The sequence below is a fragment of the Bacillus sp. R86525 genome (assembly GCF_042466195.1).
GTDB lineage: Bacteria > Bacillota > Bacilli > Bacillales > Bacillaceae_G > Bacillus_A > Bacillus_A nitratireducens.
In genome coordinates this window covers 54,371-70,234 of sequence record NZ_JAXHPX010000006.1, presented here as the reverse complement: position 1 = coordinate 70,234, position 15,864 = coordinate 54,371, and the positions used below count along the sequence as shown (strand labels likewise).

The 15,864-nt window shown below is 33.7% G+C and carries 14 protein-coding genes and 1 pseudogene; 2 read left to right on the top strand and 13 right to left on the bottom strand.

The window, feature by feature from the left end; all coding sequences use genetic code 11:
- Positions 1 to 790: 790 nt before the first annotated feature.
- The 5 genes and pseudogenes from SJY24_RS01465 to SJY24_RS01445 form a co-directional block, all read right to left on the bottom strand.
- On the bottom strand, positions 791 to 1,168 hold the full coding sequence (locus SJY24_RS01465) for a DUF956 family protein (protein WP_016119404.1): 378 nt from the start codon (positions 1,166 to 1,168) through the stop codon (positions 791 to 793).
- Between the two features lie 198 nt (positions 1,169 to 1,366).
- Positions 1,367 to 2,279: pseudogene (locus SJY24_RS01460) on the bottom strand (PTS system mannose/fructose/sorbose family transporter subunit IID).
- A gap of 21 nt (positions 2,280 to 2,300) precedes the next feature.
- Complete coding sequence (locus SJY24_RS01455; protein ID WP_377863486.1) at positions 2,301 to 3,101, bottom strand: PTS mannose/fructose/sorbose transporter subunit IIC; 801 nt, start codon at positions 3,099 to 3,101, stop codon at positions 2,301 to 2,303.
- A gap of 35 nt (positions 3,102 to 3,136) precedes the next feature.
- Positions 3,137 to 4,123 (bottom strand): mannose/fructose/sorbose PTS transporter subunit IIA, encoded by a 987-nt coding sequence (locus tag SJY24_RS01450; protein WP_377863485.1) that lies wholly within the window; start codon positions 4,121 to 4,123, stop codon positions 3,137 to 3,139.
- A gap of 1,526 nt (positions 4,124 to 5,649) precedes the next feature.
- The gene (locus SJY24_RS01445) at positions 5,650 to 7,032 is read right to left on the bottom strand and encodes a 6-phospho-beta-glucosidase (RefSeq protein WP_377863484.1); all 1,383 of its coding nucleotides are present in this window, start codon (positions 7,030 to 7,032) and stop codon (positions 5,650 to 5,652) included.
- A 307-nt stretch (positions 7,033 to 7,339) separates the two neighbouring features.
- On the opposite strand from SJY24_RS01445, the gene SJY24_RS01440 reads away from it, so the two are divergent.
- A complete protein-coding gene (locus SJY24_RS01440) occupies positions 7,340 to 8,224 on the top strand; it encodes a MurR/RpiR family transcriptional regulator (protein ID WP_377863482.1) in 885 nt (294 codons plus the stop codon).
- Between the two features lie 300 nt (positions 8,225 to 8,524).
- Here SJY24_RS01440 and SJY24_RS01435 read toward each other — a convergent pair whose 3' ends face one another.
- The 8 genes from SJY24_RS01435 to SJY24_RS01400 all read right to left on the bottom strand — a co-directional run bounded on the left by SJY24_RS01435 (position 8,525) and on the right by SJY24_RS01400 (position 14,092).
- Positions 8,525 to 8,719, bottom strand: coding sequence for a leukocidin family pore-forming toxin (locus SJY24_RS01435; protein ID WP_377863481.1), 195 nt, complete (start codon positions 8,717 to 8,719; stop codon positions 8,525 to 8,527).
- A 259-nt stretch (positions 8,720 to 8,978) separates the two neighbouring features.
- Positions 8,979 to 9,683, bottom strand: a complete 705-nt coding sequence (locus tag SJY24_RS01430; RefSeq protein ID WP_377863480.1) for an MIP/aquaporin family protein — start codon at positions 9,681 to 9,683, stop codon at positions 8,979 to 8,981.
- An 18-nt stretch (positions 9,684 to 9,701) separates the two neighbouring features.
- A complete protein-coding gene (locus SJY24_RS01425) occupies positions 9,702 to 9,953 on the bottom strand; it encodes an HPr family phosphocarrier protein (protein ID WP_088040731.1) in 252 nt (83 codons plus the stop codon).
- A 14-nt stretch (positions 9,954 to 9,967) separates the two neighbouring features.
- The gene (gene dhaM, locus SJY24_RS01420; protein WP_377863479.1) at positions 9,968 to 10,363 is read right to left on the bottom strand and encodes a dihydroxyacetone kinase phosphoryl donor subunit DhaM; all 396 of its coding nucleotides are present in this window, start codon (positions 10,361 to 10,363) and stop codon (positions 9,968 to 9,970) included.
- Positions 10,363 to 11,016, bottom strand: coding sequence for a dihydroxyacetone kinase subunit DhaL (dhaL, locus tag SJY24_RS01415; RefSeq protein WP_377863478.1), 654 nt, complete (start codon positions 11,014 to 11,016; stop codon positions 10,363 to 10,365). Before dhaL ends, dhaM begins: the two co-directional genes overlap by 1 nt.
- An 11-nt stretch (positions 11,017 to 11,027) precedes the next feature.
- Positions 11,028 to 12,026, bottom strand: coding sequence for a dihydroxyacetone kinase subunit DhaK (dhaK, locus tag SJY24_RS01410; protein WP_377863477.1), 999 nt, complete (start codon positions 12,024 to 12,026; stop codon positions 11,028 to 11,030).
- A gap of 64 nt (positions 12,027 to 12,090) precedes the next feature.
- Entirely contained in the window at positions 12,091 to 12,981 is an 891-nt protein-coding gene (locus tag SJY24_RS01405; protein ID WP_377863476.1) for a sigma-54 interaction domain-containing protein, read from the bottom strand.
- Between the two features lies 1 nt (position 12,982).
- Positions 12,983 to 14,092, bottom strand: coding sequence for a PAS domain-containing protein (locus tag SJY24_RS01400; RefSeq protein WP_377863475.1), 1,110 nt, complete (start codon positions 14,090 to 14,092; stop codon positions 12,983 to 12,985).
- A gap of 261 nt (positions 14,093 to 14,353) precedes the next feature.
- On the opposite strand from SJY24_RS01400, the gene SJY24_RS01395 reads away from it, so the two are divergent.
- Positions 14,354 to 15,463: a glycerol dehydrogenase gene (locus tag SJY24_RS01395; RefSeq protein WP_377863474.1), complete on the top strand. Its 1,110-nt coding sequence runs from the start codon at positions 14,354 to 14,356 to the stop codon at positions 15,461 to 15,463.
- The last annotated feature ends 401 nt before the right edge of the window (positions 15,464 to 15,864 follow it).

Genomic DNA, 15,864 nt, shown 5'->3' with positions numbered 1-15,864 from the left:
GAAGACGCCCTCTCAATTTGCGGGAGGGTACGAGAGTACCAGCGAATAATTGAAAGGTAAATTTCAGCTGGCTTAGACCAACATATTTGCTACCATGTACTTGTACGGATTACTCGTTGAAAGTTGAAGATATGAGGCTGATTGCAGAGGATAATCGTTAAAATTGTAAAATCTTCAACGTTCTATCGTTCCACACTTGTCGAAGTTGCGAAAACCAAGATAAAGTAGATAACGGAGTTCGCCAACATACAAAATACTCCAGTTCTCTCTATAGGAACTATGGACAGAGCACTAGTGGATACATCTGTGTTCACAGAAATCTTCCTTAGAGTGCTAAATGGGAGTAGTTCAACTTAGTATAAACTATACTGTTCTGATAATTATTCTTCCTCCATTCGAACTAGGTGTTTAATAATTTCTTCACCTACACAAATATAATTACGTACTGGCACCTCTAAACCAAGTGCCTCCTAATTTACTAGCTATCACTAAAACTTTTTACTCAATTACATTTAATTACAGGTTAAATTCAAATTTCCTTTTTATCACTCCACTTTTATCGTGAATAAAATACCATTTAATCATGTTGTTTTTACATATTTAAATGGTATTTTTAAATCCAAACAAACATATCTGTTTATGTTTCTCTAAATAGATTTTTGTTGTTTGGACTTGCAGCATAAGATACACCCCTGATAGGAATCTATACGCCTTATTACCTTTTATACTATTTTTACACTAAAATCATGTTAGCTCCTTTATAAAAAATACACCCCTTCTTTTCATTTTATTATTTCTTTTTACCTATCGATTTAAGACCACGTTTAATAACATCATAGAAACTTAGAGACTGTGCCATATGATCTGGATCTACATATTCTCGTATAGCCCGAAGAACTCTCTTAGGTTCCTTAGAGGAAAAGGTGAAGAGCCCATTTCTCTTCGTTTCAATCGCATAACGTGGAATCCATTTCCCCTTAAACATCACGGAGGCTATAACGTAATCTACTTCCTCCCACGGGATTTGAATAAATTTACGCGTATCACGAGAATTATAAAATTCAAATCCTTTATCACCAATCATAATTTTCCCATAGTCTGTAAGTCCCGTGAACGCGGTGGCATCTATTACTAAATCTACCTTTGTATTAATTGATTGAACCATCATATCCACTCCATTTCATTTATCCTATTTAAAATTCGCTACTTCAAACTATTAAATCAATACAAAAAGTGGCTGAAACAATAATATCCAGCCACTTTTTGTATGCGAACTATTATCGTTTCACAGATTACTAAACTACACTTCAATCTCAACAATTCCTAAATAATAAATCTTAAGAATTGACAACTTCAGCAACTTAAATTATAAAAGTCCGATTACGTGACCAACTACCCCAACTACGAATAATGAAAGAATAATAACAATTGGGCTGACTTTTTTCTTAAGCAACCACATACAGAAGAATGTCAGAAGCAATGCAGCCAAACCAGGAATTAATTGATCTAAGTTATCTTGCAAGGTAGTCACTTTCGTAGGTGACAGTGCCATTCCTGAGTTTACTTGTTCAAAAGATTGACGAATCCCTTCACCATTTCCGGGAAGTTTGTCCCACTCAATATACGCTCCTTTATCTAACTGAACTTCAGATACGACTGGCTTGAATTTAATTGATACCCACCGTTCCACTAAGGCTGCAAGTACAAACATACCAAGGATTGATGCACCTTTTGTAATATCTTGTAATAATCCACCTGAAAGATCATCAGTGATTTTAGAACCAGCTTTATAACCAAATTCTTGTGTATACCACATAAATCCCCAACGAATCAGATTCCAAGCTAAGAAGAAAAGGATTGGCCCAAGGATATTCCCACCCATTGCTAATGATGCTCCTAAAGCACCTAACATCGGACGTAAAGTAAACCAAAACACTGGATCACCAACACCGGCTAAAGGACCCATCATCCCAACTTTAACCCCTTGAATTGCCACATCATCAACTTCTGCACCATTAGCGCGTTCTTCTTCAAGTGCTAATGTAACTCCTAAAATTGGTGAAGCAATATAGGGATGTGTATTGAAGAATTCTAAATGACGTTTTAACGCCGCTTTTCGATCTTCTTTTGATTTATATAATTTTTTAATTGCTGGAATCATCGAGAAAGGCCCAACCACCATTTTGCATACGTTCATAGTTCCAAGAACCCTGAATAAATGTAGATCGCCATGCAACGGCTAAGCGATCTCTTTTTGTTAATTGAATTTTTTCTGCCATTTGTCTTCTCCTCCTCCTGAATTAATAATCGTTTAAGATATCGTCAAGTGGATCACCAGAGTTACGTCCACCACCATTTGAAGAACCACCCATTTTAGAAAGACTCAAATAAATAAGAGCTAAAGCTACACCCAATGCACCAAGTGCAATAAGTGTTAATTGAGAAATTGCGGCTATTACGAAACCAATAATGAAGAATGGCCATACTTCTTTTGTTGCCATCATATTAATAACTAATGCATAACCAACAGCAACAACCATTCCACCACCAATAGCCATTCCATCAGTTAACCATGCAGGCATTGATTCCAAGAATCCTTGAACGCTTTGTGCAGGGATAAATAAAAGTGCTCCGGCAGGAATCGCAATTCGGATCCCTTGTAAACACACCGCAGCGATGTGTAACGCTTCAATTTTTTTAATATTTCCTTCTTCAGCTGCCGTATCCATCATGTGTACGATAGGAACAGCAAGTGTACGAACAATCATTGTTAAGAAAAGTCCTGCTACTGCTAGTGGTACCGCTACTGCGATTGCTGATGCAACACCACTAACACCTTGTCCACCTAATACTAAAATGATTGCCGATGCAACAGATGCCAATGCGGCATCTGGCGCTACGGCTGCCCCAATATTTGCCCATCCAAGTGCAATCATTTGAAGTGTACCGCCAAGAACAATACCTGCCTCCAGGTTACCAGTTACTAAACCAATTAATGTACATGCCACAAGTGGTTGATGGAATTGAAATTCATCTAATATTCCTTCCATACCGGCTAGAAATGCAATTAGTATTACTAAAATTATTTCTATAGTAGACACTATGATCCCCCATTTCATTTAAATTTGCTATGTCACTATGCTAATTCAACCTTCGCTTTTTTTAGAATGTCATCCATGTTGGCACGGGAATCATTAGGTACTTTACGTACATCAAAATGAATGCCTTTTGCTTTCATTTTCTCGAAAGCTTCAACATCTTCTCTTCCCATAGAAAGTACCTTATTTACAACAACCTTTCCAGTTGAATGGGCCATAGAACCAACGTTAACTTCTTTAATATCCACACCACCCTCTATAACTCTTAGGACATCTAGTGGGTTTTCAAATAATACTAGTGCATTAGTATTACCAAAACGGGGATCTTTTTCAACTTCAATCATTTTGCTGATTGGAATAACATTGGCCTTAACCCCTGGTGGTGCCGCCTGTTCGATTAATTTCTTACGAAGATCGTCTTTAGACACTGCATCTGAAACTACGATAATACGATTTGGTTGTGTAGACTTTGTCCATGCGGTCGCTACCTGACCATGCAATAAACGAGAATCCACACGGACTAAAACGAACTTGATTTTCCCATCACCAACTACTGTACCGGGAGCAAGTCTGCCTTTTGCTTTTCCATCTTTAGCAACTGCAGTATCAGTATTTTCTTTGGGTTCCAGCTCTTCAGGTTTAATCCTGATCCCTTCTTTTGCTGTTTTAACGATTTGTGCTGCGATTTCTTGAGCAGACGTTATTGATAAACGAGATGCATAAGCTTCAATCACCATTGGTAAGCTCATACCAGCAACGATCGCCCAATTGTCTTTGTGTTCTTCATACAAGCCATTAGCTTGATTGAATGGAGTACCGCCCCATAGATCGACTAAAAATAATACTTCATCTTGATTATCAAAAGATGCAACTGCAGCTTCCATTTTCGCCCTCAAATCGCCTGGACCTTCGCTAGGCATTAAGGTAACAGCTTTAACATTTTCTTGTTCTCCAAAAATCATTGCGCCAGATTGTAAAATGCCTTCAGCAAATTGGCCATGGCTTGCTAGGATAATCCCTACCATCTCTATACCTCCTAAATATTTCATCCTAATTTTTTTCCGTATAGACGCAACCAACACAACTTTTCTTCTTCGTTTCATCAATCTTTAACTATTAAAAAACAACTTTTTCTATCCCTGAGAAAACCACCCCCTAGGCTATTTAAAGCTCATTTTTTTCATAAAATTTCTTTACTACTGATAATGAGTTTGCGAGTCTTCAATTCACCATCTTTCAAATCATTACTTAAAACACATAATTTCTTGCGGAAAAGGTTCGTAATCTTATAAAATAATCCACTAAAAGAAAACGCTTTCAAATCATAGAAAGAACATGCTATTGAAAATTTTTGATTTATATACGCTTACTCTAAACTTAATCAACTAAAAATAGACTGAGTTCCAACAAACCAAAATAAGAGTGAAACTCCACTTGCGACTTTCCTCATCGATAAGGGAAGTATTTATCTCGAAAAAACATGAGTATAAATGCAATCGAATATGAAAGAAATCAATTTGAAATTCTGTGAATGATAAAGATGCCATGTATGTGTTTAATTGCGCATATGTTACTTACGGAAAATTTGATTAAATGACAGACTATACATATTTCCCCTTTTTCCAACTAAAGAAAAGCACTGTTATTCGCGAAATGAAATCGATTCCATTCACTAAAAACATTGACGCTCTATCTGATAAGATGGTTTATATCGCCTGCACACAAAGTTGCAAAAAGAATGGTTTTCTCCTTCTTGAAGTTGTTAATACAAATGGAAATGTACTTCTCCTCATCACCTTTACCTTATACATTTTGGCTAAATAGCAAATAAAAAACAATAAAACTCTCTTACGAATCATGCGTTTCCTAGAAGCTGCTTTCTGGAAAACATCTTATATGTGTTGATAGAAGAGCTGGCCCGTCGTAAAGGAACATTTGTCATTAGCATTTTTAATTTTGGTTAAACTGAATATTTTATCAAATTTAGAGAGAGTATGTATCTAAAAAATCACGATTATATTTATAGAATTCTGGCGCATAAATATAATAATATGAAAGCAGCTCATTTATCAGTTCTTAAAAAGAATAAACACAATAATTCCTAAAACAGTTATGTTTATATATATACATTATATCTATTGTGAAAATTTTCACAATAGATATAAATTGAACATTTTATGAATAATATTTTCATTTTTATATAGCGTCACATCGATATCAAATTTAACTCATGTAACGTCAACTATAGTAGAGATTGTCTTTTTCTAAAAGTTATGGATACTTATACACATATCATGTTAGTCATATTAAATGTTGGATTATTAGCCTTAGAACAAAAAAAGAGACCCTTAAAGGATCTCATAATTAGCTATATTGAAACTGATACACATTTATCTATTAGAGAGTAAGGCGTTAACGCCAAGCTGGGGAGAATGTCATGTATACCAACATAAGAATTTTTCTCAATAAATTTGCCATCAGCAATGCGTACAAGCATCATAAGAGCGAATCTAATGCTTTTTAAGCCACCACTTTTTGATTTTGGACACTATTAGTATAAATTTCTAGCTATTTCATCTTTTACTGTGATCCCTACAGCTTCTAACTCCGCAATTTTTTCAGCAAATTGTGGCAGATATCTTTTATGTGCAATTAATAGTTCATCTAGTACACGTTTTGCTGTTTCGCCGCTAGGGATTAACGGGTTTATTATAAACGCTTGTAATGCTAATCCGTAATCACCGGTTACTGCTGCTTCTTCTACACATAGTTCCATATTTTTCATTACTTGCAGCCATCCTCTTTCAGCCGGTTGAAGCGTACCGAAAGCAATTGGTCTTGCTCCTGCAGCACCAATATATGCAGAAACTTCCACAACATCGTCCGGAGCCAAGTCTGGAACAGCACCGTTATTTTTTGTTGAAACTACAATGTGTGTATTTTTATTTGCATAGATGGAAGCAATGGTTTCACATGCAGCATCTGAATAGTGGGCGCCTCCACGTTTAGCCAACTGTTCAGGTTTATAATTTAAGTTAGGATCCTTATACAATTCAAATAGTTCTGCTTCTGTCTGTTTAACTTGTTGGGCTCTTGTTCCAACGTTTGAATCATTGTATTCTTCAAGCAAATGTTCTAACATCTCGTCATAACGGTAATAATAACGGTGATAGCCGCAAGGGATCATGTTCATCTGTTTCAATTGTTCTTTAAAAAACGGAACATCAAAAATATTTGACGGTATACCGGAATCTCCATCATACAATTTTTCGATGATTTCGGAAGTTACATCATTTCCCGTCAAATCTTTAACTCGATGCCAGTGAAAATGATTTAAGCCAGCAAAAGTATATATTAGCTCATCCAAGTTTTTTCCTATTAATTCTGGTTCAGCAATCATGGCATTAACTGGAACATTGCACAAACCAATAACCTTTTCCCATTTACCATAACGAATAATTGCATCCGTAACCATTCCACTTGGGTTTGTGAAGTTGATTAACCAAGCATTCGGACATAATTCTTTCATATCTTCCACAATGCTTAAAATAATAGGAATCGTTCTGAAGGCTTTGAAAATTCCACCTGCCCCGTTTGTTTCTTGACCTGCCATCCCATATGATAAAGGAATTCTTTCATCTTTAATCCTAGCATTTAGTAAGCCAACTCTAAATTGGGTAGTAACAAAGTCAGCATCTTTTAATGCTTCACGACGATCTAAAGTTAAATGGACTTTGACATCATATGGAGAAGCGTCCCACATTCTTTGAGCCATCTTACCAACAATTTCAAGTTTTTCCTTCCCATCTTCAATATCAACAAGCCACATTTCTCTAATTGGCAATTCTTCATATCTTTTAATAAACCCTTCCATTAATTCAGGAGTGTAGCTGCTGCCCCCACCAATCGTTACAATTTTTATACCTTTTGTCATTTTATTTTTCCCCCTTTTTCTCTTTTCATTTTTGTTATCTTTTAATCCCAATTAAGAAAGTGAGAATTTCTCTTTAGTTGCTGTATTTACATAAAAACAAAAAATTTGTAAATTAAATTTAAGAATGGGGATAGTAATATTAAATAGATTGTTACTTCCTCCTTTCTTACCTGTAGTATAAAATAAGGAGAAATATAATCAATATAATAAAGATGAAATCATTCTTCATTTACATTTTCATTTACAAAATCAAATCAATTTTGTAAATGAAATTTACAAACGGAAATATTAATAGAGGTGATTAGATATGTTACTGATAGAGAAAATGAAAGAAGATATTTTTTCTTCATCTGAAAGTGAAATAATCGTATATTTATTTAAACAGAGAGAAAATATTAAAGACAAAACAACTAAACAAATTTCTAAAGAAACTTATACTCACCCATCCACCTTAATTAGAATTGCTAAAAAACTAGGATATAGTGGATGGGTGGAATTAAAAAATAGTTTTCTTAGCGAAATTGAATATCTAAATAGTCATTTCTCTTCTATTGATGCTAATTATCCTTTTGACGATCGGGATAGTATCATGACCGTTGCAAATAAGATGGCTTTATTGAATCAGACAACTATTAGCGATACTTTGTCTCTCTTAAATCATGATGATTTGCAAAGGGCAACTAATATGTTGGATCAAGCAGCTCATATTAAAGTATTTTCTATGTATCATAATTTATTGATTTGTCATGATTTTAAATCGAAAATGAACCGAATTGGAAAACATGTCAGTCTATGCACAGTTGATCCTCATTTTGAAGCAGTAAATTCTAATACTGAAACTTGTGCAATTGTAATATCTTATAGTGGGGAAAGTGAGGATATTGTCGGTTTGTTGCCATTTCTCAAGAGAAAGAAAGTACCTGTCATTGCTTTAACAAGTATTGGAGAAAATACCCTAACAAAATACGCTGATTGTATTTTGCGAATTACCACTAGGGAGAAATTGTATTCAAAAATAGGAAGTTTTAGTTCGAATGAATCCATCTGTTTTCTTTTAGATCTTCTCTATGCTTGTGTTTTTTCCGAAGACTATAAAAATAACCTCGAATATAAAATTCGCATTTCTAAATATTTCGATCACAGAAAAAGTTCCAATAAAGTTATGCAAGAGGTTAAAAACGATAATGTTTAAATGAAGTTGTAACAATTTGTATTATTAATCAATTAACAATGACACCTCAAAAGGCATATTTTTTTATATTGTAAAGCATTATACTTAAACTATCAGATGCTTTAGTTTCATTTTCCTTTCCATAATCACAGCTAAAATAATTAGTGGTTTATTCAATTAAAGGGTGCGATTGTGGAGCAACATAGATAAGAAATAATCAAACTGAAAATATTAATAGCGTGTTTTGATCAAACTTTTTTTCAAAACACGCTCTTTTCAATAATCCTTTATCAAGGTTATTAGTATCAATTTGATCAAACTTTATTTTAAAGACACACCCCCACCATCCGCTTTATCACTTACTTTTATTTCTCCCCCTATATTATAACCAATAGAGGAAGTCATAGTTTTTGTGTCTATCGTATTTATTGGCGAAATTTTATAAAATTGAGAGTTTTCATTTGTTAACTCCATTCCAATGTTATAAGATGAAGCCCATTTTATAACAGATGACATATATCAAGCCTCATGTCCATATTCATCTGTTAATCCTTCTATCGATTTATTTGCACTAATATTATTTCCATCGGTTTTAATGACAGCGATTTTTTTATTACTGTATGGATCATCAATTATTGAAACTAAAAGAGATGTTTTTATTTTTGTTTGCCCATCGAATAGAGTAGAAAAATTATTATATACCTTTGCATTATATGATCAATAGTAAATATGGTTAACTAATTACTTTCTAATAGAAGTTTAATATATTAATTGCTTAATAAAGCCATTGAAAACATATAGCTCCTATAATTCCTCCTATGGTACTACCAATTATGGGGATCCATGCGTAACCCCAATCAGAGGAGCCTTTATTACATATTGGTAAGATTTGATGTGCTAGTCTTGGCCCAAAATCTCGAGCTGGATTTAAAGCGAATCCAGTTGTTCCGCCAAGAGATAAACCTATAGATACTATTAACGCTCCTATTAATATTGGAAGGAGCCCATCTGTAACTTTATTATGACCCATAGCTAAAATTGAAAATACAAATACCGCGGTGCCAATAATTTCACTTAACAAATTGGACGACCAGCTTTTTATTGCAGGGCTTGTAGAAAACACCGACAATATAATTTCTTGATTTTCAGTTTCTCTCCAATGCGGAAAATACTGGAGCCAGACAAATATTGAACCTAAAAAAGCTCCAATCAACTGAGCACCAATATAGGAAGGAACTTCACTCCAAGGGAATACCCCTATACAAGCAAAAGCAATTGTAACTGCAGGATTCAAATGTGCACCACTTATGTTATCTACTATATATATAGCAAAAGTAACTGCTAATCCCCAGCCAAGAGTAATTGCAACCCATCCGGAATTTTGTGCTTTGGATTTTTTCAGCAAAGTACCTGCTACAACCCCGTTCCCTAATAGAATAAGAATTAAGGTTCCAATTAATTCCCCCATAAAAGGAGACATATTTTACGACCTCCTTTGTTATTTTAAAAACCATTGTATAAACACAAGGGCATCCTCAGCATCTTCCCCATCAAGAATTACATGTAATCCTGTTCCCTTTTTTATTGCTAACCCCATTAATTGAATAATACTCTTTGCGTTTATTTTTTTACCATTAAACATAAATTCAACCGAACAGTTATAATCTTTTAATCCATTTACTATTTCACTTGCTGGTCTTGCATGAATTCCGCCCTTACGAGTTACAATTAAATTTTTTTCGATTCTCATAAGACAAGCTCCCTTTATATTTTTATACTGTTTTTCGCCTCAAATGCAGCTTTATATATTTCTTCTAGTGTTTTTCCACATCCTGATTCAACAACTGCTACGTAAGAGCCCTCTACTAATGGTGAATCTGCTATTTTTATTTGATTTAGTCCTTCTTCTGCTAACCACTCTATAGCTAATTCAGTATTAATTAGAGCGCTTCCCAAATCCAGAAATACAATTACACCTCGGTCGTTATAAATAGACTTAATAGCATCTTTAATTTTACTAACACTTGTCCCTATTCCATCTTCATCTGTTCCTCCTGCAGAAACAATGGAAACATTGGAACTTAATTCCGCTAGTAAAACCTTTAATCCTGCTACTAATTGATGACTATGAGAAACTAAAACTATTCCCACATTACTCATCATAATTGCTCCCTAAGTTCATTAATAATATCCTTTTCACCTATAAGAGATAAGCATAGTGTTTCAAAGATAATAAAAGATGAGACTGCTCCAGGATCCAAATGACCAATAGACCGTTCTCCTAAAAAGGAAGCGCGTCCCTTTTTAGCTAATAATGGCTTAGTTTTTTCCATTTGTTCTCTTGCAAATATGATAAGACCAAAAGGTTTTATTTTTTCTCCATGTCGTTGTATATATTTCAAAACAGGATCCCAAACATCAAGCATTGTTTTATCACCTATCCGAGTTTTTCCTCTTAGACAAATACCATTTACAGATTCTTGCAAAGCATGACCCAGTTCATCTATTGTAATTTTATTTTTTCCTTTTAACACTTTACCAGCCCTTAAAAATGCCGTTCCATATAATGGGCCTGATGCACCCCCAACTTTTGAAATGAGTACCATTCCAATATCATGAAATAAATCTCCAATATCATCATAAGCGGTATATAATATCTTTTTTTCAACTTCTTTAAAACCTCTATCCATATTAATACCATGGTCTCCATCACCTATTAATTGATCAAGTTGCGTTAGGTTTTCTTTTTGATACTCTATTTGTTTGGCTGTGAGTTGCATCCAATTGATAATATGTCTTGGTGTAATATTCATGTTGGTTCCTCCTATTGTACACGCCAATTAGTCGTATTTGCCGGCTCATTAAGTAAATTAATCAGTTGCTCATCTAGTTTTAATATAGTAATAGAAAATCCGGCCATATCAATTGCTGTCATATATTCTCCAACGTATGTTTTACAGATATCGATACCAGCTTCATTTAAAATTGTGTTAATCATTTTATTTAAAATATACAATTCCATTAACGGCGTCCCACCTAAACCATTTATCATAACTGCGACTTTGTCACCAATTTTTAATTGTATATCACTTAAAATACGTTCTAAAAGAAGTTCAGCCATTTCATTAGCTGATGTCATACTAATACGGTGAGTTCCAGGTTCACCATGGATGCCCATGCCGACCTCTACTTCATTTTCACCAATTTCAAAACCGGATGTACCAACTGACGGTACAGTACAAGTAGTTAATGCCATACCCATACTACGTAAATTAGCAATCACTTTATTTGCAACATCTTCAACTTCTTTAAGCGAAGCTCCTTTTTCAGCCAGCGCTCCAGCAATTTTGTGTACAAATACTGTCCCAGCAATTCCTCTTCTTCCGGTAGTATGGGAGCTATTCTCAACAGCAACATCATCATTAACAATTACTGAAGCAATTGGTATTCCCTTTGCTTCAGCCATTTCAGCAGCCATTTCAAAATTCATTATGTCTCCTGAGTAGTTTTTTACAATTAATAAGACACCGCTTCCAGTATCTACTTTTTGAATTGCTTCAAAAATTTTGTCCGGTGTTGGAGAAGTAAAAACTTCGCCTACTACTGCTGCATCAAGCATCCCTTTACCAACAAATCCAATATGCGCTGGTTCATGGCCACTCCCGCCTCCACTTACAATGGCTACTTTACCTTGAAATGGACTAGTAGCTCGAATGATTATATTTGTATCCGGCAAATTTTGTAGTTTATCCGGATGCGCAAACAACATTCCATCAATCATGTCCCTAACTACTGTTTCTGGATTATTAATAAATTTCTTCATAAGCTTCTATTCCTTTCTCTAAAAATTTCTTACATTACTTTTTAAGCAATTATTGTGCCAATTTTTATCCCCTTGAAATTACAATGATATTTTGAACTTTTAGCCTATCAATAGGTAAAATTGTTTCTGTGTTCTCAATCTGATTATTTATAATACCATTTTGTTGAGAATTCAAATTAATATTGTCTGGTAAATCTCCAATTTCAAGTGCATCATTCTCACTTAGGTTCATGGCCCGTTCAATCACATTTTGCAATTCTCTAATATTTCCAGGCCAATTATATTTCATCAGGGCATGTAAAAAATCATCGGTATATGAATTTATTTTTTTATTTAACAAAGTATTGAAGTGTGCCCTGAAATATTCAATTAATGATTGAATATCTGTATTTCTTTCTCTAAGTGGCGGAATATGAATGGGGATTACATTGAGTCTATAATACAGATCTTCTCTAAATTCCCTATCATGAACCATCTTTTGTAGATTTCCATTAGTCGCTGCTAGTACTCTAACATTTAGTTTTATAGTCTTATCTCCTCCAACCCTAACTATTTCTTTTTCTTGTAAAATACGTAGTAATTTTACTTGTAGATCTAACTTTAAGTCCCCAATCTCATCTAGAAAGATCGTCCCGTTATTTGCTTGTTCAAACTTACCTCTTCGCATATGAAGTGCTCCAGTGAATGCTCCTTTCTCATGACCAAATAATTCACTTTCAATAAGATTAGGAGGGATTGCCGCACAATTTACTCGAATAAACGGCTTATCCTTTCTCGAACTAACTTTATGAATACCTTTAGCTATAAGTTCCTTTCCTGTTCCACTCTCTCCAGTAATAAGAATCGTAGAATCTGATTTCGCAACTTTATTCGCAATAAAGAGCGTTTCCATTAAAGCATCACTGCATCCAATAATTTCCGGGAAAGAGTCGTTTAGTTTTTTATATTTCGACAATTCACTCTCTAAATACCTTATTCTTTTCACGAATCAATTGATCAAATAATGATTGTGTTTCATGAAATGGACTCATTGTTAAAATTGTTCCACATAATTCTTCTTCTACCAATATGGGACTTAATTTTGCAATATAGGAATTTCCTCGTTTAAAATCTAGTAATTGTGGAATACATTTTTGAGATTTGATGCACAATTCCCACTTTTTAATCCCGGAAATGAATTGAACTTTATTTGGATTATCTAAACTGTTGAGAAATCCTTTCATTTCAGGGTTGCAATATATAAAACGTCCCTTTGAATCGGTTAGTGCTATTAAATCCTTTACGGAGTGCAGAATGAGTTCCAATTGTTTTTTTAACTCTTTTACTCTTTTCAGCTCTTCAATCAACTCTTCTACTGTAGATATATCTTGAAATAAAGCGACAGCCCCAACAATATTCTGATTTAAAATAATAGGAGTTCTGTTTGTTATAATAACTTGCTTACCTACTACTTGCTTTTGTGCAATTTCTTCCTTTCCAGTTTGTAGTACATGATGAAGCCTAGAATGAGGTATTACTAAATCAGCTCGTTGATTTAATAATTTTTCAACTGACATTCCAAGTAATTTTCCTCCCTCATTATTAACATAGGTAATGAGGTTCTCTTTATTCACGACAACAAGTCCATGTGAGAGCCTAGAAAAAATCTCCTCAATTGCTATAAAATTTTCCAAAAGAAGGTGATCTGTTTGATTTTGTTCAATATAGTTAACCTTTTCTTCTTCCAAATAATTTTTTATCTCTTCTATAATGGACATACTTACTTCTTCCTCAAATTGAATAATAACTTTATCACCTTTTTTTATCTTAAAAGAAGCAACGGATAAGAGGCTCGTAATAGGAGATTTTTTTCCTTTATATAAAATAAAAATTTTCTTTAAAATACGCGTATCCTTTATGGTAGTATTTAACTTTGCAATAAGTGTAGCTGCCGCTCGAACATGTAGGCCATTTGTAGTATGAATATTAATTTCAATCCTTTGCATCATAAGACCCCATTTCATAATAATACACGCATAAAAATACATAAAATTCAACCAGTGAATTTTATGTGTTTTTATTTTCATTATTAAAATCCCAACTTTTATATAAAAAGATTATTTATACAAAACCTGATAATATAGGTTTTTAATACTATTTTTACCATTTTATCTTTCCTAAGAAATAGTATTTTATTTTTGATAATCATAACACTATCTTCTAACCCGTCATATAACAGACGAAAAATATACATAAAATATTCATAATTCTGTACTCTGAATTTTGATAATATTAGATTCAAGGCTAGATTTTCAGCTTACTTACTAAAAAATCAAGGAGTGATTATCATGGAACGTATTCTAATTAGCCCGCAAAAATATATTCAGGGAAGAAATGTAATTGAAAAAATTGGAGAGTATGTAAAACCTCTAGGAACCAATTTATTAGTTATTGCAGATGAATGTGTTTGGCATCTTGTTGGTGAAAAAGTTATGGAAAGCTTTCATAAACAAAATCTAAGCTTTGAAAAAGTCGGTTTTAATGGTGAAAGTTCTGAAAATGAAATTGCAAGAATTGAGAAAATTGGAAGAGAATTTGGTGCTGATGTAATCATTGGTATTGGTGGTGGTAAATCAGTAGACACAGCAAAAGCAGTAGGAGAAATTCTTTCGGCTAAAGTTGTAAGCGTTCCCACAATTGCCTCAACAGATGCACCAACCAGTTCTCTTTCTGTTATTTACTCTGATGATGGAGTATTTGAGAAATACAAATTTTATTTAAAAAATCCGGATATTATTTTAGTAGATTCCCAAGTCATTGCACAAGCTCCATCCAGATTTTTAGCTGCTGGGATTGGCGACGGCATGGCTACATGGATTGAGGCTAGAGCAAATTTAGAATCACGAAAACCCGCTATGGCTGGAGGACTATCTACCTTAGCAGCTGCTAAGATTGCAGAACTCTGCTGGGATACCTTATTCCAATACGGAGAAGCTGCTCTTTTAGCAGTTAAACAAAACACAGTTACTCCAGCAGTTGAAGCTGTAATAGAGGCAAACACCTTGCTTAGTGGCCTTGGATTTGAAAGTGTCGGATTAGCTGCAGCTCATGCCATCCATAATGGTTTTACTGTTTTACATGATAAAACTCATGATTTAATGCATGGAGAAAAGGTTGCATTTGGTACATTAGTACAAATGGCATTGGAATCTTGGACAACTGAAGAACTATATAACTACATTGATTTCTGTATCAAACTTGGCTTACCTACTACACTTGAAGATCTGAACTTAGGTGGTGCAAGTAAAGAAGAATTAATGAAAGTGGCAGAAGCTTCCTGTCAAGATGGTGAAACTATACATAATATGCCATTTGAAATTTCACCAGAAATGGTTTTTGATGCAATTATTGCTGCTGATGCTTATGCTACTGAGTATAAATTAAAAAAATTAAAATAATTATCTTGCACAAATTTAATTAGATGTATATTACACATCATTAAATTTTGTATGTGTAATTTTAATAAATTAGCAAAATAACAATACTCTATATTAAAGACTATATAAACATTAAAATTATATATATATCATGAGATAATTTGAAGACTTCATCCAACATATAAAAGCACGAAAAATTTAAATAAAACATAGCATTATGTCAAAATTAATTTTGCAACTGAATTTTTACACCAAAGATAAATATAGAAATAAGAAAAAACCTCTTTATGAGGTTTTTTCTAGTCCTATACTTTTGATAATAAAATAAGCTGTTTTTATTATAAACAATAGGTTAGCAACACCATCTTAACATATAAAAACAAAAAATCTATGTGTCAATTTTTCAAACATCCTATAGTTTT